Below are 21,258 nucleotides of genomic sequence, written 5' to 3' on the forward strand. Positions count from 1 at the left end.
GGGTGCCGCAGATCAGTGCCCCGGCACCCTGCCCCGGATCAGGGGTGCGCCGTGACCGCCGGGCAGGAGTCCTCCGCCCAGGAGGCCGCGGAGCGCACCGCCCGGGCCCTGGCCGAGACCGTCCGCCGCCTCCAGGCGGCCACCGCCCGGGCCCACGCCGAGGCGCGGACCAGGGCCGCCGTCGACCTCGCCACCGGCATCCTGGCCGAGCGGCTCGGCCTGCCGGTCACCGAGGCCGCCGCACACCTCGCCCGGCTGGCCCGGGAGGCCGGCGTGCCGGTGCTCGCGCTGGCGGCGGACATCGCGGGGCTGCCGGAGCCGAAGCCGGGGCCGGGGTTCGATGCGGGCACCGGACCTGGACCCGGCCCCGGGCCCGCGGCCTTCGGCCTCCCCGTCGCCGAACCGCCCGACGCCGGCCCGCCCGTCGCGCCCGCGCTCGCCGCCGCGCCCGACCTGCAGCACGCCGCCGGGGCCGTGCTGGACCAGGCCGCGGCGGCGCTCGGCGTCCGCGCCGTGGCCGTCTGGCAGCGCCTGCCCGGCGGCGCGCTCGCCCTCGCCGCGCACGCCGGGCTCTCCGCCGAGGAGGCCGCCGACTGGGCCCGGGTGCCGCCCGGCGTCCCCACCCCGGCGCAGCGGGTCGTCGGCGGCGCGGCCGAACTGTGGCCCGGCGAGCCGGAGACGGAAGGCCCCTCGGTGGGCGCCGGCGCCGCCCGGGCCGTCCTCCCGCTGCTCGACCGGCGCCGCCGCCGGGGCGCGCTGGAACTGCTCTGGCCGGCCGCCGGCCAGGACCCCGCCACCGGCTCCGTCCCCGTGCTCGGCCCGGCCCAGCGCCGCGAGCTGTACGCCCTCGCCGACCTCTGCACGACCCTGCTCGGCCGGCCCCCCGAGCCCGTCGCCCCCGAGCAGGCCGGCGCCCTCCTGGAGGGGCAGCTCACCCCCGCGCTGCTGCTGGACCCCGTCGTCCGGGCCGACCGGATCGCCGACTTCACGGTGCTGCGGGTCAACGCCAGGTTCCGCGACCCGCTCGGCCGGCCCCGCGAGGCACTGGAGGGCGCCTCGCTGCTGGAGACGTACCCCGTCGCCTGCGCCGCCGGGCTGCTCGACCGCCTGCTGCGCGCCTACGAGACGGGCGTGCCGTCGACCGCCGAGCCGGTCCGGCTGGCATTCCGGGGCCAGGGCCCGGCCGTCCCGGTGGCCGTCCTGCTCTCGGCCGTCCCGGTCGGCGGCCGGCTGCTGGTGTGCTGGCAGCTGGACGACGAACGGGAGGAGGACGAGCGCGTCGCCCTGCTGCGCCAGGCCCAGCGGCTGGCCCGGGTGGCCGGGTTCGAGGAGCGCCTCGCCGAGGGCCGGATCCGCTGGAGCGACGGGCTGCGCGAGCTGTACGGGCTGCCGCCGGACGCGCCGCCCGTACCGCTGGACCGCCTCGCGCGGCACACCCACCCGGACGACCGGCCGGCGATCCGGCGCCTGCTGGACACCGTCCGGCACCACCACCGCACCGCCTCCGCGGTGGTCCGGCTGGACCGCCCCGACGGCACCCACCGCTTCACCCGGGTGATCGCCGAGCCGGAGGTCGACGAGACCGGCCGGCTGGTCGCCGTCCGCGGCGCCTACCACGACGTCTCCGCCCAGCACTGGACGGAGGTCGCGCTCGGCGCCACCCGGGAGCGGCTGGCCGACAGCGAGCAGGAGTCGGCCGAGCGGGAGCAGCTGGCACTGCGGCTGCAGCAGGCGATCCTGCCCGCCGCCCCGCCCCCGCTCGGGGTCACCGGCCTGCACGCCGCCGTCCGCTACCGGCCCGCCGCCCAGCGCGACCGGGTCGGCGGGGACTGGTACGACGTGCTGGTGCTGCCCGACCGGCGGGTGCTGCTCGCGGTCGGGGACGTGGCCGGGCACGGCGTCGGCGCGGCCACCGGGATGGTCGCACTGCGGCACGCGCTGCGCGGCCTCGCCGTCACCGGCGCCGGCCCCGGCCGGCTGCTGGCCTGGGCCAACACCGTCGCCCTGCGCGAACCCGGCCAGGTCACCGCGACCGCCGTGTGCGTGCTGCTGGACCCGCTCGGCGGTGAACTGCGCTGGGCCAGGGCCGGCCACCTGCCGCCGATCCGGCTCGGCGCGGACGGGGCCCAGGTGCTGCCGTTGCCGCACGGCGTGCTGCTCGGCGCGCTGGACGACGCCGAGTACGAGGAGCACACCGCCCGGCTCGACCCGGGGGACGTCCTGCTGCTCTACACCGACGGGCTGGTCGAACGCCGGGACCGCCCGGTGGAGGAGTCGGTGGAACAGTTGCTCCGGGCGGCCGGCGCCCCCGGCCCGGACCTGGAGCTGTACCTCGACCGGCTGCTGGAACTCAGCCCCGCCGACACCGACGACGACACCTGCCTGATCGCCGTCCAGCCCGAATAGGGGGCGCCGGAGGCGGGTAGGCGCGAGCGGACGAGGGGGGCCGAGAGTAGGACGGAAGCGATCCCCATGTTGCTGCTGGGACTTCTGCTGATGGCGGCGTCCGGCGCGTTCGTCGGACTGCTGATCGCGGACAACCTCTCCGGCGGGCCCGACTACCAGGTGATGATCCTCGGCCACCACCTGGTGGTGCTGAACAGCCTGAGCATCTTCCTCGCCGGCGTCGCGCTGGCGCTGCTCTTCTGCCTCGGCCTCGCGCTGATCCGGCTGTCCGGGCGGGTCCGGCGGTCCTCACGTGTGGCGCCCGCCGCGCCCTCCGAGCGTACGGACCTCACCGGCCGTACGGACCCCGCCGAGCCCGAACAGCGCGCCGCCACGCAGGGCGGCCGGATGCGGCACCGACCCGGACACTGAGCACCGACCGGGGCCGACCGGCGCGCCCCCGTCGGCCCCGCCCACCGACCCCGCACCCCCTCCCGGGAGGCCACCATGGACCTCGCCATCCTCACCCCGCTGCTCGACCGCCCCGGCCCCTGGGCGTCCGTCTACCTCGACACCTCCCGCGCCACCGAGGACGCCGCCCGGCGCCGGGCGCTGCTCGACCGCGCCGCCGTCCAACGGCTGGCCGACGCCGGGGCCGACGACTCCACCCGCGCGGCCGTCCGCGACCACCTGGCCGCGGCACCCGCCGCAGGGTCCCCGCCCGGGCGGGCGCTGTTCGCGGCGGACGGCGAGGTGGCGCTGGACGTCCCGCTCGCCGCCTCCCCGCCCGACGTCGCCGCCACCTGGGCCCCGCTCCCGCACACCGGCCCGCTGCTCGGCCTGCTGGACGACGCGGTGCCCGCCTGCCTGGTCGCCGCCGTCGACCGCACCGGGGCGGAGCTGGAACGCCACGAACTCGGGCGCGGGGCGCCGATCGGCACCGTCGAGGGCCCGCAGTGGCAGGGCCGGGGGCACCGCGCCCCGCCCGCCGACCGCTACGAGTGGCACTACCGGCACCGGGTCGAGGACACCTGGGAACGCACCGCGGGGATCGTCGCCGAACACCTCGGCCGGACCTGGCCGCGCAGCGGCGCCCAGCTGCTCGTCCTCACCGGCGGAACCAGGGAACGCCGGGCCGTCCAGGACCGGCTGCCACCCCGACTCCGTGCGGTGACCCTTGAGTTGGACGGCGGAACCGGAGCCGCCGGCACCTCCCGGGAGGCCTTCGAGTGCCGTCTCCGCGAGGCCTGGGCCCGGCACCGCGCCCGGCACCTGGCCGAGCTGCTCGACGCCTTCCACACCGGCGTCGGCCGGCCCGGCGAACACCGCACCGACGCCGCCGGCACCCAGACCGCGCCCGGCCAGGCCGCCCAGGGCATCCCCGCCGTACTGAGTGCCGCCCGGCAGCACCAGCTCGCCGCGCTGCTCGTCCAGACCGGCGGCCACGACCCCGAGCGCCCGGTGTGGATCGGCCCCGAACCCGAGCACCTCGGCGTCCAGCGGGCCGACCTGCGCGACATGGGCGTCCGCCACCCGGCCCAGGCCCCCGCCGCCGACGCCCTGCTGCGCTCCGCGACGGCCTCCGACGCCGAGGCCGTCCTCGTCCCCGAACTCGCCGACGGCCCGCCCGGCGGCCTCGGCGCGGTGCTGCGCTGGCCCGCCTGACGCCCGTCCGGTGGTCAGACCCGCCGTGGCACCACGGGACCACCGAAGCCGCGCGGCTGCCGCTCGCGGGATCTCCCGGACGGTGTCGGTGACCGGCTCCGGTCGTCGATGCGGGCGCGCAGGAAGTCGAGCGCGCCGTCGGCGATCGGGGCCGGCCACCCACCCGCCGGCACCCACCCGCCGGCACTCACCCGCCGGCATCCGCTCCCGGGCTGCCGCCCGCGGGATCTCCCGCCAGCGGGCCGGCCGCCCCGCCTCCTCGCCGATGATCCGGACCTGTTCCGCCTGGGTGGGCGAGTGCGGGCAGAGAGCCGGGAGACCGACGCGACTCCTCGGCCCGGCGCGGTGGGTGCGTCATTCCGTGGTGGCCGCCGGCTCGGGCACGACGCGCCAGGTGGGTTCGAGGGGGAGCAGGTGGCCCGTCAGCGTCCGGACGTCGGACGGGACGTCGGCGCGGGCGAGGAGGGCGGGGAGGTGGTGGACGGTGTACGCCTGGTGGGCGGCGGGGGTGGTCCAGAGGGTGGTGACGAGGTAGCGGTCGGCGGCGAGGCGGGTGACGGTGCCGCCGAGCATGCCGTCCGCCGCGGCCATACCCGGGGCCCAGACCTCGTGCTGGACGGCGAGGAAGTGGTCGGCGCGGCCGGGGCGGAGGAGGCAGTCGGCGGCGCGCAGGGCGGTGGCCCGGGCGAGGGCGGAGGGGAGGGAGGGGGCCGCGCCCGGCATGGTGAGCACGACCGGGCCGGTGGCGACCGCGATCTCCGTGCAGCTCGAGCGCTGGTCGGCGTGGGCGGCGGCCGGGTCGTGGCGTTCGCGCAGGAAGCGGGCGTACGCGGGCTCGTCGCTCCACAGGGCGAGCAGGAGGGCCCGGTCGCCGTCGGGCGCCCAGCCGCCGGCCTGGCCGATCAGGCCCGGCTGGTCGGAGATCGCCGACCAGCGGCGCTGGCCGGCGGCGAACGCCTCGCGTGCTCCGGGTCGTACCCGGCAGTCGATCCACTTGCCGTACATGCGGGTCATCATGCTGCGGGGAGGCGGCGGGGCGTCAATCGGGCGCTGGTCCGGGGGAGGGTCGGGCCACAGGCGTAGGGCCGGTGGCCGAGCAGCGGCGGGGCAGCGCGCCGGGCAGTGGCCGAATCCTGCAGAGTCCCGTCATTGCCGCCACCGGCGCCGCCGGGCGAGGGTGGGGGCATGAACGACGCACCCCGCCTGCCGCATCTGGTCGTGATCCCGGTGTTCCCCGGAGTGAACGCGCTGGACGTGACCGGGCCCGCCGAGATCCTCGCGTTGGCTGGACGGCTGCTGCCATCCGGGCGGCCGGGGTACGACGTGCGGGTGTGCGCGGAGCGGCGCGGTCCGGTGGCGACCTTCTCGGGGGTGCCGCTGTACGTGACCGACACCCTGGCCGAGCAGCGGGTGGGGCCGGACACCGTACTGGTGCCGGGGCGGGTGGACCTGGGGCCGGACGGGCCGGTGCCGCAGGTGGACCGGGCGGTGGTCGGCTGGCTGAGGGAGGTCGGGTCACGGGCCGGGCGGATCGCCTCGGTGTGTGCGGGCGCGCACGTGACGGCGGCGGCCGGACTGCTGGACGGGCACCGTGCGACCACCCACTGGGCGACCGCCGAGCGGCTGGCCGCCGACCACCCGGCCGTCGAGGTGGACGCCGACCCGGTGTTCATCCGCTCCGGGCGGATGTGGACCAGCGCCGGCCTGACCACCTCGATGGACCTCACCCTCGCGCTGGTCGCCGAGGACCACGGCGACGACCTGGCCCTGGAGATCGCCCGGGTGATGGTGATGTACCTCCAACGCCCGGGCGGGCAGAGCCAGTTCAGCGTCCCGTTGGCCCACCGTACGGGCGGCCGGGCGGACCTGGGCGACCTGCGCCGCTGGATCGGCGAGCACCTGGAGGCCGATCTGTCGGTGCCCGTGCTCGCCGCGCGACTCGCCATGAGTGAACGGCACTTCGCCCGGGTCTTCCGCGCCGAGACCGGCACCACGCCCGGGACGTACGTGGAGGCGCTGCGCGTGGAGGCCGCCCGCAGGCTGCTGGAGCGCAGCGACCACCCGCTGCCGGGCGTCGCCCGGGCCTGCGGCTTCGGCTCGGTGGAGACCCTGCACCGGGTCTTCAGGGACCGGCTTTCCACCACGCCGGGGGACTACCGGCGCCGCTTCAGGCTTCCCGGCCAAAAGACTGACTGACCATCAATTCACCAGTAGAAAAGGAAGACTGTGAAGATCGAGGCCACCCACATCGGAACCGCGACCGTCCTGCTGGAGGTCGGCGGCCTGCGGCTGCTCACCGACCCGGTCTTCGACCGGGCCCCCGCCGAGTACCGGCACGACCCGGTCGTGCTGCGCAGCACCGGCGGTCCGGCGATGGGCGTGCACGAGCTGCCGCCGGTGGACGCCGTGCTGCTCAGCCACGACGAGCACCCGGACAACCTGGACGCCACCGGCCGCACCCTGCTCGCCGGGCGTCCGGTGCTGACCACGGTCAGCGGCGCGGCCAGGCTCGGGGGCGGCGCGCTCGGCCTGGCCCCGTGGCAGACCCGCGAGCTCACCGTGGACGGCCGCACCCTGCGGGTGACCGGAACGCCCGGCCTGCACGGGCCGGTCGGGGACGTCACCGGGTTCGTCGTCGAGGTGCCGGGCGAGCAGGAGGCGCTGTACGTCTCCGGGGACACCGTCCACATCCCCGAACTGGACGAGGTGGGGCGGCGGTTCCGGATCGGTACGGCGCTGCTGCACCTCGGCGCCGCCCGGATCGAGGCCTTCGGCGGCGGCGAGCTGATCACCATGGACGCGGCGCAGGCCGCCGCGCTCACCGCCTCGCTCGGCGCCCGCCGGGTGGTGCCCGTCCACTACGCCTCGTGGGAGCACTTCACCGAGGGGCGGGCCGAGACCACCGCGCGGTTCGCGGCGGCGGGCCTGGCGGACCGGCTGCACTGGCTCACCCCGGGCGTCGCCGAACAGCTGGGCTGACGGGCAGGTGACCGACCGGCCGGTGGACCGAGGGGCCGGTGAACCGCGGGGCCGTTCAGACCGCGGCGACCGGGGGCAGCCGGTCCAGGATGCGTTCCATGCCGCTGGTCCAGTTGGCCTCCAGCGCGGTGACGGCCTGGTCGAGGTCGCCGTCCAGCAGGCACTGGGCGATCCGTTCGTGCTCCTCGGCGGCGCGTTCCAGGATCTCGTGGTCGCCGACCACCACCCGCTCGTAGCGGTGCAGGGTGAGCTTCAGCGAGTCGATCATCCCGCGCAGCCGGGCGTTGGAGCAGCCGGAGAGCAGCAGGGCGTGCCAGGCGTCGTCGTAGCGCTCTATCGTGCCGTGCGGGGCCTGGGGGGCGGAGAAGGCGCGGGCCTCGGCGAGCAGCCGGGGGGCGATCTCGGCCAGGTGGGCCGGGTCGGAGGTGCGCAGGGCCAGCGACTCCAGGGCGATCACGATCGCGGTGAGGTCGAGGAACTCCTGTTTGCCGGTGGGGGCGAAGCGGAAGCCCTTGCCGCGCTCGCTGGTGATGATGCCCTCGCGCTCCAGGCTGATCAGGGCCTCGCGCAGGGGCGTGCGGCTGACGCCCAGTTCCTCGGCGAGCTGGACCTCGTTGATCGACTCGCCGGGGGTGAACCGGCCGCGGCCGAGCTGCTCCAGCAGTTCGTCCTTCACCTGCTCGCGCAGCGGACGCCGCTCGATCGCCATCAGGCTTCCCTTCTTCCCTCGGTCCGTAGCGTACCGGCCGGGCGACGCACGCCGTCGCCCGGCCGCCGTACGGGGCTGCGGTGCTGTACGGTGTGCGGTCGTCAGGCGGTGCCGGCGCCGTCCACGGCGATGACCGCGCCGCTGACGAAGGCGGCGGCGTCGCTGGCCAGGAAGGCGACGGTCTGGGCGATGTCTCGGGGTTGGCCGATCCGGCCGAGCGGGCGGTCGGCGGCGTCGGTGTAGAAGGCGTCCGGGTTCTCACCGAGCTGGCGGGCCTCCTCGGCGAGCATGCCGGTGTCGGTGTCGCCCGGGCAGACGCAGTTGACCCGGATGTTGTCCGGGCCGTGGTCGATGGCCATCGCCCTGGTCATGTTGACCACCGCGCCCTTGGAGGCGCAGTAGGAGACGGCCCGGCCGCCGCCCTTGATGCCCCAGCCGGAGCCGGTGTTGACGATGCTGCCGCCGCCGTTCGCGGCCATCAGCGGCACCACCAGCCCGCTGAGCAGCATGATCGAGCGGACGTTGACGGCCATCACCTGGTCCCAGTCCTCGTCGGTGATCTCGGTGACGGTGGAGCGGCGGATGATGCCGGCGTTGTTGAACAGCACGTCCACGCCGCCGTGTTGTTCGACGGCGGTGCGGACGGCGTGCTCGCAGTCGGGGCGCCGGGAGACGTCGCAGCGGACGAAGGTGCCGCCGATCTCCTTGGCGGCCCGTTCGCCGCGCTCGGCGTCGAGGTCGAGGAGGACGACGGCGGCGCCGAGTTCGGCGAGCAGGGCGGCGGTGGCCCGGCCGATGCCGGAGGCGGCGCCGGTGACGATCGCGCGCTTGCCGTGCAGGTCGATCATGGGGGCTCCTTCAACTGGCCTGGGGGAGGCGGAGGTTCAGGCGGGTGGGCGGGATCGGACGAGTGGGCGGGTTCAGGCGGAGAGACGGTAGACGGCGCCGGAGCGGCGGCCGGTGATCACCCGGACGTGGCCGGCCAGGGCGTCGTCCAGTTCCGGGTCGCCGGTGTCCAGCAGCAGGGGTCGCCCCGCCAGGGCCGCGAGCTTCGCCTCGGTGGCGAGCACCAGCAGCCGCTCCCGGCCGGCGGCGCGCAGCAGTTCGGGGGTGAGCTGCTGGTTGCCGCGGCCGAGCAGGAAGCCCTGGCCGCCGATCGGGGAGAGCGCGATGTGCGGGGTGGTGGGCAGGGTGCGCAGCTGGTCGGCGCGGGCGTCGCGGATCAGCACCCGGGCGGCGCGGGCGAGGCCGTCGGCGTGGCCGGGGCCGAGGGCGCCCTCGGGGCCGAGCCGCAGCAGGTCGACGCCGGTCAGGCTGGCGCCCGGTGCGCCGAGTGCGGTGGCCACCGCGTAGGTGGTGCTGCCGGGCCCGAGGAGCAGCAGCCCGCCGGGGCCGACCCGTTCGGCGACCTCGGCGGCGATGCCGGCCGGCGCCCCCGGGCCGGGCCCGGAGCTGCCGGTCTTGCGCTGCTGCACCCGGGCGGGCAGCACCGGGACGGTCAGCCGGCCGTACAGCCGGGCGGAGACCCGGCCGGCCCGCAGTGCGGCCTCGTCCCGGTCCACCACCTCGGCGGCCTCCAGGCGCACGCCCCGGCCGGCCGCCCAGGCCGCCGCGACCTCGGCGGCGGCCCGGGGGTGGACGGCGAACACGGCTGAGTGCATCTTGACCCCGGCCGGGATGCCGAGGGCCGGCAGGCGGGGCTCGGGCCCGAGTGCGTCCAGGACGTCGCGGGCGGTGCCGTCGCCGCCGCAGAACAGCAGCAGCCCGGCGCCGGCCGCGACCAGGGCGCGCACCGCGGCCCGGGTGTCGGCGGCGGTGGTCCGCGCCCCGGCGGGCCGGTGGACGATCCGCGCGGGCCGGCCGGCCGCCCGGGCGGCGTCGGCGCCCATCGCCCCTTCGGCGGTGATCAGCTCGATGTCCGAGGGGAGTTGGCGGAGCGTCAGTTCGGACCGGGCGAGGGCCTGGGGGCGGGCCCCGAGCGCCAGCGCCCGCCGCTGGACCTCGGCGCCGTCGCTGCCCTGGAGGCCGACCCGGCCGCCGAGGCCGGCCACCGGGTTGACCACGAGCCCGATCCGGGCGTTTGGGGCGGGCGTCACGGCTGCTCGCCGAGGACCTTGCGGCGGTAGGCGCGCCAGCTGACCGCCCAGAGCGCCGGATCGTCCAGCGGCTCGTGCCGGATCCGGTGCACGGTGGAGTGGTGTGGTGCGGTGCGGACGGTCTCCGGGTCCTCGTACGCCTCGCGGGCGACCTCGGTCAGGATCGCCGCGTACTCGTCCAGGTCGGCCCGGGAGTAGGACTCGGTGGGCTCCAGGGTCATCGGCTCGGGGACGACGTACGGGTGGTGGCTGGTCCAGTAGTGGGTGCCGAAGTCGGCGGCGCGGTAGCCGAGGTCCTCGCTGTGCAGGCCGGTGTCCTCGTTGAGCTGCTGCCAGCTGTAGCGGACCTGCTCGACTCGGGGGCGGCCCTCGGCGTAGGGGACGGAGACGCCGCGGATCTGCCGCACCCGGTGCAGCAGGTAGTTGTTGTTGAGCACGGCGGTCTCGGCGACCTCGCGCAGCCCCTCGGCGCCCAGTGACATGATCCAGGCGTAGGCGCGCACCAGGTTGGGCACGACGCCCAGGTACGGGCGGATCTTGCCGACCGATTCGGGCCGGTCGTCGTCCAGGACGTACCGCTCGCCGTCGAACTCGACGGTGGGGCGCGGCAGGTAGGGCGCCAGCTCGGCGGTGACGCCGCAGGCGCCGGCCGCCGGGCCGCCGCAGGCGTGCGGGGTGGAGAAGGTCTTGTGCAGGTTGAAGTGGCACAGGTCGAAGCCGGCCTCGCGGGCCCGGGTGATGCCGAGGATGCCGTTGGCGTTGGCCTGGTCGTAGGCGCACAGGCCGCCGGCCTCGTGGACGATCCGGACGAACTCGGCGATCCGCGGGTTGTAGATGCCGGTGTCCTCGGGGTTGGTGATGAGCAGCGCGGCGGTGCGCGGGCCGACGGCGGCGCGCAGCGCCTCGATGTCGGGGTAGCCGTCGGCGTCCGGGTGCAGGGTGATCACCCGGAAGCCGGCGGTCTTGGCGCAGGCGGCGTTGGAGGGGTGGGAGAAGGCGGTGGTGATGATCTCGTCGCGCTGCTCCAGCTCGCCGCGGGCGGCGTGGTGGGCGCGGATCACCGAGACGTTGGTCCAGATCGCCGCCGAGCCCGCGCCGGGCTGGAGGCTGACCCGGTCCATGCCGGAGATCTCCTTCAGCAACTGCTCCAGCCGGTGGACGAGTTCGAGCACGCCCTGGACGGTGGAGGCGTCCTGCGCCGGGTGCAGGGCAGCGATCCTGGGGTCGCGGACGAAGGTGTCGTTGACCTTCGGGCTGTACTTCATGGTGCAGGTGCCCTGGCCGACGTCCACGTTGAGGTCGGCTCCCAGGTTCTCCTGGGAGAGCCGCAGGTAGTGCCGGAGCACCTGCTGCTGGCCGAGTTCGGGCAGGGCGGGCGGTGTGCGGCGGCGCAGCGCGGCGGGCAGCCGCTCGGCCGGGTCGCCGACGGCGGCGGTGACGGCGGGTTCGGGCAGCGGGGGCAGGATGCCGCGCTCGCCGGGGGTGCCCAGCTCGAAGATCAGCTTCTCGTCCCAGCGGGCCTGGTGGAAGCGTCGCAGGGCCGGTTTGGGGGCGATGCGGGGGTTCACCGGGGCGGAGTCATGGCTGGTCGTCACTTGACGGTCTCCTCAAGCGCGTCGGCGAGGCGGTCGATGTCCGCCGCGGTGTGCAGCTCGGTCACGCAGTAGCGGCCCTCGTCCGGCCCGGCCGGGGTGCCGCCGTGCAGGCCGTGGGCGAGCAGGGCCTCGGCGATCTCGGCGGCGCCGCGCTCGCCGGTGTAGCGGACGGTGAAGTCGGCGAAGTGCACGGCGTGCGGGTCGGCCAGTTCCACGCCGGGGACGCGGGCCAGGCGTTGCCGGGCGTAGGCGGTGTTGGCGAGGATCGTCTCGCCGATCTCGCGCATGCCGTGCGGGCCCATCAGGGCGAGGTAGACCCCGGCGGCGATGCCGTGCAGGGCGGCGGCGGTGCCGACCCACTCCTTGCCCTCCTCGCGCAGCGCGAAGGAGGTGCGCTCGTACGCGACGTCGCCGAAGCCGTACTCGCCGGGGACGTCGGTGGGGGTGAGGCCGAACAGCCGGCTCGGGTACTCGGCGACCAGGCGCTCGTCGTCCGGGCTGCCGATGAAGCCGGCGTTGCCGCCGCCGAAGCTCGGGTGGATGCCGAGCGGCTGGAGGTCGCCGCAGGTGAGGTCGGCGCCGAGTTCGGCGGGCGGGGTGAGCACACCGAGGCTGAGCGGGTTGACGTGGGCCACGGCCAGCGCCCCGGCCCGGTGGGCGAGTTCGACGTACTGCGGCAGCTCCTGGTCCACCCGCCCGCGGTGGTCGGTCAGTTGGGCGTAGACGGCGGCCACGTCGCCCTCGGCCAGCGCGGCCCGGACGGCGGTGGGCTCGGCCGGGACGGGCACCAGCTCGTGGACGCCCCGGACGTAGTCGTGGATCCGGGAGAGCCGGTCCGGATCGATCGCGCCGACCAGCACCAGCCGGCGCCGCCCGGTGGCCCGTCCGGCCATCCGCAGCGCCGTCGCGGCGGCCTGGAACCCGTCGTACGTCGGCACGTTGACGACCTCGACGGCCAGCAGCTCGGCCATCAGCGACTGGTACTCCCACAGTGCCTGGAAGCGGCCGTGGTCCTCGTAGGGCTCGCCCGCGTAGGCGGTGAGGAACTCGCTGCGGTTGACGATCTCGTCCACCACGGCGGGCACGTGGTGGCGGTAGCAGCCGGCGCCGAGGAAGCTGCGGCCGGGCGGGACGGCGGTGTTGCGGGAGAGCAGCTCCTCCATGTGCGCGACCAGCCGGGCCTCGGAGCCGAGCGGTTCGGGCAGTCGCAGCGGGCGGTCCAGCCGGAGGGCGGCGGGGATGTCGGCGTAGAACTCCTCGACGTCCTGGGCGCCGACCGCCGCCAGCATCGCTTTCCTCACCTGCGGCGCGGAGTTGGGGATGTACGGGTGGGTTCGGGGGACGCGTGTGCTCATGCTGGCACCTTCCGCGATTTCAGTCACAAGCCTTGACGGGGTTGTGAATGCTGAGTTCTGTATACAGCATTCGGCATTCACCAGTCGGGAGGCAAGATGTCCGCACCAACCCGGCCCGAAAAACATCCCCAACTACCCGGTGAGCAGGGCGAATCCACTGGCCGTCCGGCCCGCCGGCGAATCCTCTCCGCCGGACTCGCGGGCGGCGCGCTACTGCTGACCGGCGCCACCGGCTGCGCGACCGGCGGGGCCGGCGGCACCAGCGCCAAGCAGCTCACCGGAAGCCCGGGCGCCGCCCTCGCCGGGAAGGTCACCATCTGGTCCTGGGACGTGGCCGCCAAGGCCATGCAGCGGCTCGGCAAGGCCTTCGAGCAGGCCCACCCCGGAACGACCGTCGAGGTGGTGGACATCGGCTACGACAACGCCTACGACAAGATCACCGTCGGGCTCGGCGCCGGCAGCGGCCTGCCCGACATCCTCACCGTCGAGGGCAGCAGACTACCCACCTACATCGGCAACTTCCCGAACGGCCTGGTCGACCTCACCAGCCGCTCCGCCGACCTCAAGTCCCAGTACGCGGACGCCTCCTGGCGCACCGTGACGGACGCCAAGGGCAAGGTCTTCGCGCTGCCCTGGGACAGCGGGCCGTGCGCCCTGTTCTACCGGCGCGACCTCTTCCAACAGGCCGGCATCGACCCGGCGAACCTCGGCACCTGGGACGACTACCTCACCGCCGGCACCACCCTCAAGGCCGCCACCGGAAAGAAGCTGCTCATCCTGGACTCCAAACAGGACAGCCTCTTCGCCATGCTCCTCCAACAGCAGGGCCAGCGCTGGTTCACCGACGGCAAGGTCGCCGTCGCCACCCCCGCCGCCGAACGCGCCCTCACCCTGATGAAACAGCTCGTCGACCGCGACCTGGTGGACTTCGAGAACGGCTGGGACGGCCTCGTCTCCGGCACCCACGACGGCAAGGCCGCCACCACCCCCACCGCGGCCTGGTGGGACGGCACCCTCACCGCCGAAATGGCCGACCTCAGCGGGAAGTTCGGCGTCGTCCCGCTGCCCGCCTTCACCCCCGGCGGCACCCGCACCTCCAACAGCGGCGGCTCCACCCTCTGCGTCACCGCACAGAGCCGCAACCCGGAGACAGCATGGGCGTTCCTCTCCTTCCTGCTCGCCGACAAGGCCAACCAGGCCTCGATGATGCAGCACGAAGGACTCTTCCCCGCCTACCTCCCCGCCCTGGACGACCCGTACTTCCAGCAGCCCGCGCCCTACTACGGCGGCCAGCCCACCATGCAGCTGTTCGCCGGGCTCACCCGGAGCGTCCCCACCGTCGAGTTCACGGCGGACGACTCCAAGGCCGGCGACATCGTCAACACCGCCGTCAACCAGGTGCTGCACAACGGCGCCGACCCGGGCACCGTGCTGCGCTCCGCCGCCCGCCAGATCGCCACCGCGACCGGCCGCCAAACGGTCGCGTAGGGGCGGGCCCGATGACCAGTCCTCCGGCGTCCCTGCGCAAACCGGCGGTCACGGCCCGAGCCACCCCCGCCCGCCGCCGGCGCTCCCCACGGACCGCGGCCTGGCTGTTCGCCGGGCCCACCACCGCACTCTTCGTCGCCTTCTTCGCCTACCCGCTCGGCGCCAGCCTCTACCAGAGCTTCACCGCCCGCCGCGACGGCGCCGACGTCTGGGTCGGCCTGGACCAGTACCGGCGGATGTTCCACGACCCCGCCTTCCTGCACTCCTTGGTCAACACCGGCCTGATCCTCGCCGTCCAGGTGCCCGTGATGATCGGCCTCGCCCTGGTGCTCGCCGTCCTGCTCAACCAGTCCTGGCTGCGCTTCCGGGCCGGCTGGCGGGCGGTGTTCTTCCTGCCCGCCATCACCACCCTGGTCGCCTACGCCGTGGTCTTCCAGGTCCTGCTGCGTACCGACGGCGGCCTCGCCAACCAGCTCCTCGAGGCGCTTGGCCTCGGCCCGGTCGACTGGCTCAACTCGCCCACCTGGGCCCGGATCTCGCTGATCGGCTCGGTCACCTGGCGGTGGACCGGCTACAACGCGGTGATCCTGCTCGCCGGGCTGCACGCCATCGGCCGCGACCAGTACGAGGCCGCCTCCCTCGACGGCGCCGGCGCCGTGCGCACCTACACCAGTGTCATCCTGCCGCAACTGCGCCCGGTGGTGCTGTTCTGCGTCATCACCTCCACCATCGGCACCCTCCAACTCTTCGACGAGAACTACGTGCTGACCCGCGGCGGCCCCGGCGACGCGACGCTCACCCCGGTGGTCTACCTCTACAAGGTCGGCTTCCAGCAGCTCGACTTCGGCTACGCGGCCGCCATCGCCTGGGTGGTGGTGCTGATCATCGCGGCGGTCTCGCTGATCCAGTTCCGGTTCTACGGAAGGGAACGCCGCCGATGAGCAGCATCCCCACGACAGGGCCGGCCGCCCGGCCCGCCCGCACCCCGCTGCCCGCCAGGATCGGCCGCACCGCCGTCCTCGCCGCCCTCACCCTCGGCGCCGTGGTCAGCCTGGTGCCCTTCGCCTGGATGCTGATCGCCGGCACCCACAGCAGCTCCGAACTCTTCCACTCCCCACCGCCGTTCCTGCCCGGCGGCGACCTGCTGCGCAACCTGGCGCACCTCCAGGAGACCATCGGCTTCGGCCGGGTGCTGCTCAACAGCCTCGGCATCGCCGTCGTCTACACCGCGCTCAGCTCGCTGCTGTCCGCGATGTGCGGCTACGGGCTCGCCAAGTACCGCTTCCGCGGCCGGGGCCTGCTGCTCGGCCTGGTGCTGGCGACCATGATGATCCCCCTGCAGGTGCTGCTGGTCCCGCTGTTCCAGATGATGGCCAGCCTCGGCTGGATCGACAGCTACCAGGCCGTGATCGTGCCCTTCCTGGCCAACTCCTTCGGCATCCTGCTGATGCGCCAGGGCTTCCTCGACTTCCCCGACGAACTGCTGGAGTCCGCCCGGATCGACGGCTCCGGCGAGCTGCGCACCTTCTACCGGGTCGTCCTGCCCTGCGTGCGGCCGCAGCTGGGCGCACTGGTGATCTTCACCTTCATGGGCCAGTGGAACAGCTTCATCTGGCCGCTGCTGATGCTCAACACCGAGGACAGGTACACCGTGCCGGTCGCGCTCAACACGCTGACCGGACTGACCCACGTCGACTACTCCGGCCTGATGCTCGGCTCCTTCCTGGCCACGCTCCCGCTGATGGTGCTCTTCCTGCTCTTCCAGCGGCAGTTCGTGGCCGGCCTGCTGGGCGGAGCCCTGAAGGGATGACCACGACCGTGACCATGGACCGCCTCACCCGGGTGCCCGGCCTGCTGTACGGCGGGGACTGGAACCCCGAGCAGTGGCCCGAGCAGGTGTGGGCCGAGGACGTGAAGCTGATGGCCGAGGCCGGGGTCAACCTGGTCACGGTCGGCGTGTTCTCCTGGGCCCGGCTCCAACCGGACGCCGACAGCTGGGACTTCGGCTGGCTGGGCCGGCTCCTCGACCTCGTCCACCGGCACGGCATCGCCGTCGACCTGGCCACCGCCACCGCCTCCCCACCCGCCTGGCTGGTCCGAGCCCACCCCGAGCTGCTGCCCGTCACCGCCGACGGCGTACGGCTGGAGTTCGGCTCGCGCCAGCACTACTGCCCCTCCTCGCCCGCCTACCGACAGGCCGCCGTCCGCCTCACCCGGGCACTCGCCGAGCGCTACCGCGACCACCCCGCGCTCGCCCTGTGGCACATCCACAACGAGTACGGCGACCACGTCCAGGAGTGCTTCTGCCCCGCCTCGGCCGCCGACTTCCGCCGCTGGCTGCGCGAACGACACGGCGAAATCGAGGAGTTGAACCGCTCCTGGGGCACCGCCTTCTGGTCCCAGCACTACAACTCCTTCGAGCAGATCGAGCCTCCCCGCACCGCGCCCGGCCCGGTCAACCCCACCCAGCTGCTGGACTGGCGCCGGTTCTGCTCGGACGCGCTGCTCGCCCTGCACCGCGCCGAGAAGGCCGTCCTGGACGAGGTCTCGCCCGGCGTCCCGGTCACCACCAACTTCATGTCGATGCTCAAGGCCCTCGACTACTGGGAGTGGAGCCGGCACGAGGACTTCGTCTCCGACGACGCCTACCCCGACCCGGCCGACCCGCGCGCCCACGTCAACGCCGCGATGAACTACGACCTGATGCGCTCGCTCAAGGGCGGCCGCCCCTGGCTGCTGATGGAACAGGCCCCCTCCGCGGTCAGCTGGCGGCCGGTCAACGTGCCCAAGACCCCCGGCCTGTACCGCCTCTGGTCGCTCCAGGCGCTGGCCCGCGGCGCCGACGGCGTCCTGCACTTCCAGTGGCGCGCCTCGGTGGCCGGAGCCGAGAAGTTCCACAGCGCGATGCTCCCGCACCGGGGCACCGCCGCGCGCGGCTGGCAGGAGACCGTCCGCTTCGGTACGGAACTGCGCCGTCTCGGCGAACTCGCCGGCTCCCGGCTGCGCGGGCAGGTGGCCGTCCTGCTCGACTGGGACAGCTGGTGGGCGCTGGAACTGGACGACCACCCCTCCGCCCGGATGCGCTGGCTCGACCTGCTCCGCCCCTGGTACGCGGCGCTGTACGAGCGCGGCGTCACCGTCGACTTCGTCCCGCCCACCGCCGACCCCGACGGCTACCCGCTGCTGCTCGCCCCCAACCTCTACCTGCTCGACACCGCCACCGCCGACCGGCTCACCGCCTACGTGCGCGGCGGCGGCCGCCTGGTCTGCGGCCCGTTCAGCGGCATCACCGACCGCCACGACCACATCCACCCCGGCGGCCACCCCGGGCCGCTGCGCGAGCTGCTGGGGATCGTGGTGGACGAGCACTGGCCGATCCCGGACGGCGCGACCACCACCCTCACCCCGGCGGGCACCGAGCCTCCCGCGGAGCCGCGGACCGAACTGCGCGCCGAACGCTGGAGCGAGTGGATCGAGGCCGAGACCGCCGAGACCCTCGTCCGCTACGACTCCGGCGCACTGGCCGGCCTCCCCGCCGTCACCCGCAACCGCCTGGGCGCCGGCAGCGCCTGGTACCTGAGCTGCCACCTCGGCACCGACCTCGGCGCCGTGCTCGACCCGGTGCTCGCCGAAGCCGGGGTGGGCGCCGAACTCCCCGGCCTGCCGGAGGGCGTCGAGGCCACCCGCCGGCACGCCGCCGACGGCACCGGCTACCTCTTCCTGCTCAACCACGGCCCCGTCGAGCGCCGGGTGCCGCTCGACGCGCCCGGCACCGACCTGCTCACCGGCACCGAGGCCGCCGAGGCCCTCACCCTCGCGCCGCTCGGTGCCGCCGTCCTCCGACTCCCCGCCGCCCAGGAGCGCGCATGAACCCGCTGACCCGCCGCCACGTCCTGGCCGGCTCCGCCGCCCTCGCCGCGGCCGGCGTTCTCACCGCCGCCCCGGCCGCCGCCGTACAACCCCAGGACCCGGCCGACCCCCAGGACCCGGCAGCCCTCCAAGGCCCGGCAGGCCCCCAGGACCGCTACGCCGACCTCCTCGACCTCCACGGCACCCCCGCCCAGGCCTACCCCGGCGACGCCCACGGCAACAACCCGATCAACGTCTTCGCCGACCTCGGAGCCTGGCACGCCTACGCCCTGCCCCGCCCCGCCGACCCGCAAGGAGGCTTCACCGGCCCGCTGTACCTCGCCCAGGAGTACCCCTGGTGGCTCAGCGACGGCCTGACCCGCCTCCAGCTCACCGAACATGGCCGCCCCCTGGACCTCACCGCCGGCGCCCCCGCCGCCGGCACCTCGCTGCCCGGCCTGCTGCGCCTGACCCACGACCTCGGCGCCGGCCTCGCCCTCACCCTGGAACTGCGCTTCGCCGGCAACCGCACCGCCCTGCTCCGCGCCCGCCTCGCCAACACCGGCCCGGCCGTACGCACCCTGGCCGTCGCCTGGACGGGCCGGCTGCTGCGCCCCGCCACCGGCCCCCAGCGCGAGGCCCCGCGACTGGTCGCCGCCGACCGCGGCGTGGAGGTGCGCTTCGCCAGGGTCCGGCAGACCTGGGACTACCTCACCGACGGCACCGAGCGCTTCGCCGTCCGCCACGCGCGGCCCGTCCGGGTGGAGCTGAGCGCCGACGGCGACGGCCACCGCACCGAACTCGCCGAGCCCGTACGACTGGCGCCGGGGGAGAGCCGCAGCCTGGACTGGACCGAGAGCTACACCTTCACCGAGGCCGAGTACGCCCGGGCCGCACAGGAGGCCGACGCCGCGCTGCGCGCCCCGGAGCGGGTCGCCGCCGAGGGCACCGCTCGCTGGCACGGGTACCTGACCCGGGCCACCGAGGGCGTCCCCGCCGCCCGCCGCCGCACCGCCGCCAAGTGCGTGCAGACCCTGGTCACCAACTGGCGCGGCCCGGCCGGGCGGATCCGGCACGACGCCGTCACCCCGACGCTCTCCTACAAGTGGTTCAGCGGAGTCTGGGCCTGGGACACCTGGAAGCAGGCCGTCGGCACCGCCGCCTTCGCCCCCGCGCTGGCCGCCGACCAGATCCGGGCCGTGTTCGACCACCAGGCGCCGGCCGGAGCGCCGGACGCCGGCATGGTCCCCGACTGCGTCTTCTACAACGACCCGAGCACCGGCGGCGGCAACTGGAACGAGCGCAACTCCAAGCCCCCGCTGGCCTCCTGGGCGGTCTGGGAGGTCTACCGTCGCAGCGGCGACCGCGCCTTCCTGCGGGAGCTGCTGCCCAAGCTGACCGCCTACCAGGACTGGTGGTACCGCACCCGCGACCACCTCGGCGAGGGCCTGTGCGAGTACGGCGCCACCGTGGACCCGGCCAACGCCACCGCCCAGGACCGCGTGGAGGCGGCGGCCTGGGAGTCCGGCATGGACAACGCCCCGCGCTTCGACGCCGCCGGCGTGGTTCCCAACCAGGACGCGAACGGGACGCTGCTCGGCTGGTCGCTCGACCAGCGCTCGGTCGACCTCAACGCCTACCTGGCCGCCGACCACCGCCACCTGGCGCTGATCGCCGCCGAACTGGGCGACCGGCCCGCCGCCGAGCGGCTGCGCGCCCGCGCCGAGCGGATCGACGCCGCCGTGCGCGACACCATGTACGACCCGGCCGGCGGCTGGTTCCACGACACCGACCTGGCGACCGGCGCCCGGCTCACCGCCCGGGGCCGCGGCATCGAGGGCGCGATCCCGCTCTGGTCCGGCACCGCGACCCCCGCCCAGGCCCGTACCGTCCGCCGGCTGCTGCTCGACCCGGCGGAGTTCGGCACCGCCATGCCGTTCCCGACCGTGGCCCGCAGCTCGCCGTCCTTCGACCCGGCCGGCTACTGGCGCGGCCTGGCCTGGCTCGACCAGACCTACTTCGCGATCGAGGGCCTGCGCCGGTACGGCTGGGAGCAGGACGCCCGGCGGACGGTCGAGCGGCTGCTGGCCACCGCCGCCGGGCTGGCCGGGGACGGCCCGGTGCGGGAGAACTACGACCCGCTGACGGGGGAGGGGCACAGCTCGACCAACTTCAGCTGGTCGGCGGCGCTGCTGCTGCTCCTGCTGCGGGGCTGAGCGGCCGAGCAGGCCGAGCAGGCCGAGCGGCTTTGGCTCCGGGCCCCGCGACCAGGCATGATCGGGGCATGGTCGAACGAGTCATTGCAGCGTGTGACGGAGCAGCCAAGGGCAACCCCGGTCCGGCGGGCTGGGCGTACGTGGTCGCGGACGCCGCCGGGGTGCCCCAGCGGTGGCAGGCCGGCGCGCTCGGGCACAGCACCAACAACGTGGGCGAGCTGACGGCGCTGCGGCAGCTGCTGGCCTCGACGGACCCGGCGGTCCCGCTGGAGGTGCGGCTGGACAGCACCTACACCCGCGACTCGGTGACCAAGTGGCTGAAGGGCTGGAAGCGCAACGGCTGGAAGACGGCGGCCGGCAAGCCGGTCGCCAACCAGGAGCTGATCCAGGCGATCGACGCGCTGCTGGAGGGCCGGGACGTCACCTTCGAGTACGTGCCGGCCCACCAGGTCGACGGCGACCCCCTGAACGCCATCGCCGACAAGGCCGCCAGCGACGCCGCCCGCACCCAGCAGGACGCCTCCGGCACCGCCGCCGACCTGCCGGTCCCCGATCCGGCCGCCGCCACCAAGGCCCCCAGGGCGCGCGCCGCCCGTACCGCCTCCGCCGGCTCCTCCGCCGCCGGAAGCGGCGGCACCGCCCGGCGGAGCGGCGGCTCGCGCACCCTGAACGCCCGCTTCCCCGGCACCTGCCCGTGCAGCCGCCCGTACGCCAAGGGCGACAAGATCACCAAGGTCGGCGGCTCCTGGGGCCACCCGGAGTGCGCCGCTGCCCACGCCTGACGAGCCCCGAGCGGCAGGCCACCGGACGCACGACGGCGGGGGGGGGGGGGGGGGCGCCGGCGGGGGGGGGGGGGGGGGGGAGGAGAGGGGGGGGGGGGGGGGGGGGGGGGGGGGGGGGGGGGGGGGGGGGGGGGGGGGG

Annotated in this window: 17 protein-coding genes; 11 read left to right on the forward strand and 6 right to left on the reverse strand. The window is 75.1% G+C overall.

Going from position 1 to position 21,258, the window contains the following annotated elements:
- Nucleotides 1-51 precede the first annotated feature (51 nt).
- From ACZ5OX_RS20970 to ACZ5OX_RS20980, 3 genes are all read left to right on the forward strand, one after another.
- Nucleotides 52-2,406, forward strand: coding sequence for a PP2C family protein-serine/threonine phosphatase (locus ACZ5OX_RS20970; protein ID WP_465631857.1), 2,355 nt, complete (start codon nucleotides 52-54; stop codon nucleotides 2,404-2,406).
- 66 nt (nucleotides 2,407-2,472) lie between these two features.
- The gene (locus tag ACZ5OX_RS20975) at nucleotides 2,473-2,817 is read left to right on the forward strand and encodes a hypothetical protein (protein WP_465631859.1); all 345 of its coding nucleotides are present in this window, start codon (nucleotides 2,473-2,475) and stop codon (nucleotides 2,815-2,817) included.
- Nucleotides 2,818-2,892: 75 nt separating this feature from the next.
- Entirely contained in the window at nucleotides 2,893-4,050 is a 1,158-nt protein-coding gene (locus ACZ5OX_RS20980) for a baeRF2 domain-containing protein (protein ID WP_465631861.1), read from the forward strand.
- Between the two features lie 354 nt (nucleotides 4,051-4,404).
- On the opposite strand, the gene ACZ5OX_RS20985 is transcribed toward ACZ5OX_RS20980, so the two are convergent.
- Nucleotides 4,405-5,055 carry a DUF4937 domain-containing protein gene (locus tag ACZ5OX_RS20985; RefSeq protein ID WP_465631863.1) on the reverse strand — a complete coding sequence of 217 codons (651 nt, stop codon included), beginning with the start codon at nucleotides 5,053-5,055 and terminating at the stop codon, nucleotides 4,405-4,407.
- Nucleotides 5,056-5,235: 180 nt separating this feature from the next.
- Between ACZ5OX_RS20985 and ACZ5OX_RS20990 the strand changes: the two genes are divergently transcribed.
- Nucleotides 5,236-6,246 carry a GlxA family transcriptional regulator gene (locus tag ACZ5OX_RS20990; protein WP_465631864.1) on the forward strand — a complete coding sequence of 337 codons (1,011 nt, stop codon included), beginning with the start codon at nucleotides 5,236-5,238 and terminating at the stop codon, nucleotides 6,244-6,246.
- 30 nt (nucleotides 6,247-6,276) lie between these two features.
- Nucleotides 6,277-7,029 carry an MBL fold metallo-hydrolase gene (locus ACZ5OX_RS20995; protein ID WP_449806835.1) on the forward strand — a complete coding sequence of 251 codons (753 nt, stop codon included), beginning with the start codon at nucleotides 6,277-6,279 and terminating at the stop codon, nucleotides 7,027-7,029.
- A 55-nt stretch (nucleotides 7,030-7,084) separates the two neighbouring features.
- Here the strand turns inward: ACZ5OX_RS20995 and ACZ5OX_RS21000 are convergent, their stop codons facing one another.
- The 5 genes from ACZ5OX_RS21000 to gcvPA form a co-directional block, all read right to left on the reverse strand.
- On the reverse strand, nucleotides 7,085-7,738 hold the full coding sequence (locus ACZ5OX_RS21000; protein ID WP_465631866.1) for a GntR family transcriptional regulator: 654 nt from the start codon (nucleotides 7,736-7,738) through the stop codon (nucleotides 7,085-7,087).
- Between the two features lie 101 nt (nucleotides 7,739-7,839).
- A complete protein-coding gene (locus ACZ5OX_RS21005) occupies nucleotides 7,840-8,586 on the reverse strand; it encodes an SDR family NAD(P)-dependent oxidoreductase (protein WP_465631868.1) in 747 nt (248 codons plus the stop codon).
- Nucleotides 8,587-8,658: 72 nt separating this feature from the next.
- The gene (locus ACZ5OX_RS21010; RefSeq protein WP_465631870.1) at nucleotides 8,659-9,834 is read right to left on the reverse strand and encodes an ATP-NAD kinase family protein; all 1,176 of its coding nucleotides are present in this window, start codon (nucleotides 9,832-9,834) and stop codon (nucleotides 8,659-8,661) included.
- Entirely contained in the window at nucleotides 9,831-11,429 is a 1,599-nt protein-coding gene (gene gcvPB, locus ACZ5OX_RS21015) for an aminomethyl-transferring glycine dehydrogenase subunit GcvPB (protein WP_465631872.1), read from the reverse strand. The genes ACZ5OX_RS21010 and gcvPB overlap by 4 nt, the downstream gene beginning before the upstream one ends.
- Nucleotides 11,426-12,784, reverse strand: coding sequence for an aminomethyl-transferring glycine dehydrogenase subunit GcvPA (gene gcvPA, locus ACZ5OX_RS21020; protein WP_465631874.1), 1,359 nt, complete (start codon nucleotides 12,782-12,784; stop codon nucleotides 11,426-11,428). The genes gcvPB and gcvPA overlap by 4 nt, the downstream gene beginning before the upstream one ends.
- Nucleotides 12,785-12,880: 96 nt before the next feature.
- On the opposite strand from gcvPA, the gene ACZ5OX_RS21025 reads away from it, so the two are divergent.
- From ACZ5OX_RS21025 to ACZ5OX_RS21050, 6 genes are all read left to right on the forward strand, one after another.
- The gene (locus ACZ5OX_RS21025; RefSeq protein WP_465631876.1) at nucleotides 12,881-14,272 is read left to right on the forward strand and encodes an ABC transporter substrate-binding protein; all 1,392 of its coding nucleotides are present in this window, start codon (nucleotides 12,881-12,883) and stop codon (nucleotides 14,270-14,272) included.
- A gap of 11 nt (nucleotides 14,273-14,283) precedes the next feature.
- Nucleotides 14,284-15,213, forward strand: coding sequence for a carbohydrate ABC transporter permease (locus ACZ5OX_RS21030; protein ID WP_465631877.1), 930 nt, complete (start codon nucleotides 14,284-14,286; stop codon nucleotides 15,211-15,213).
- Entirely contained in the window at nucleotides 15,210-16,082 is an 873-nt protein-coding gene (locus ACZ5OX_RS21035; RefSeq protein WP_465631879.1) for a carbohydrate ABC transporter permease, read from the forward strand. The genes ACZ5OX_RS21030 and ACZ5OX_RS21035 overlap by 4 nt, the downstream gene beginning before the upstream one ends.
- Nucleotides 16,079-18,142, forward strand: a complete 2,064-nt coding sequence (locus ACZ5OX_RS21040) for a beta-galactosidase (RefSeq protein ID WP_465631881.1) — start codon at nucleotides 16,079-16,081, stop codon at nucleotides 18,140-18,142. Before ACZ5OX_RS21035 ends, ACZ5OX_RS21040 begins: the two co-directional genes overlap by 4 nt.
- Nucleotides 18,139-20,337, forward strand: a complete 2,199-nt coding sequence (locus tag ACZ5OX_RS21045; protein WP_465631883.1) for an MGH1-like glycoside hydrolase domain-containing protein — start codon at nucleotides 18,139-18,141, stop codon at nucleotides 20,335-20,337. Before ACZ5OX_RS21040 ends, ACZ5OX_RS21045 begins: the two co-directional genes overlap by 4 nt.
- Nucleotides 20,338-20,405: 68 nt before the next feature.
- Nucleotides 20,406-21,119 (forward strand): ribonuclease H family protein, encoded by a 714-nt coding sequence (locus ACZ5OX_RS21050; protein WP_465631885.1) that lies wholly within the window; start codon nucleotides 20,406-20,408, stop codon nucleotides 21,117-21,119.
- Nucleotides 21,120-21,258: the final 139 nt, after the last annotated feature.

The organism is Kitasatospora sp. NPDC032121, from assembly GCF_055580145.1.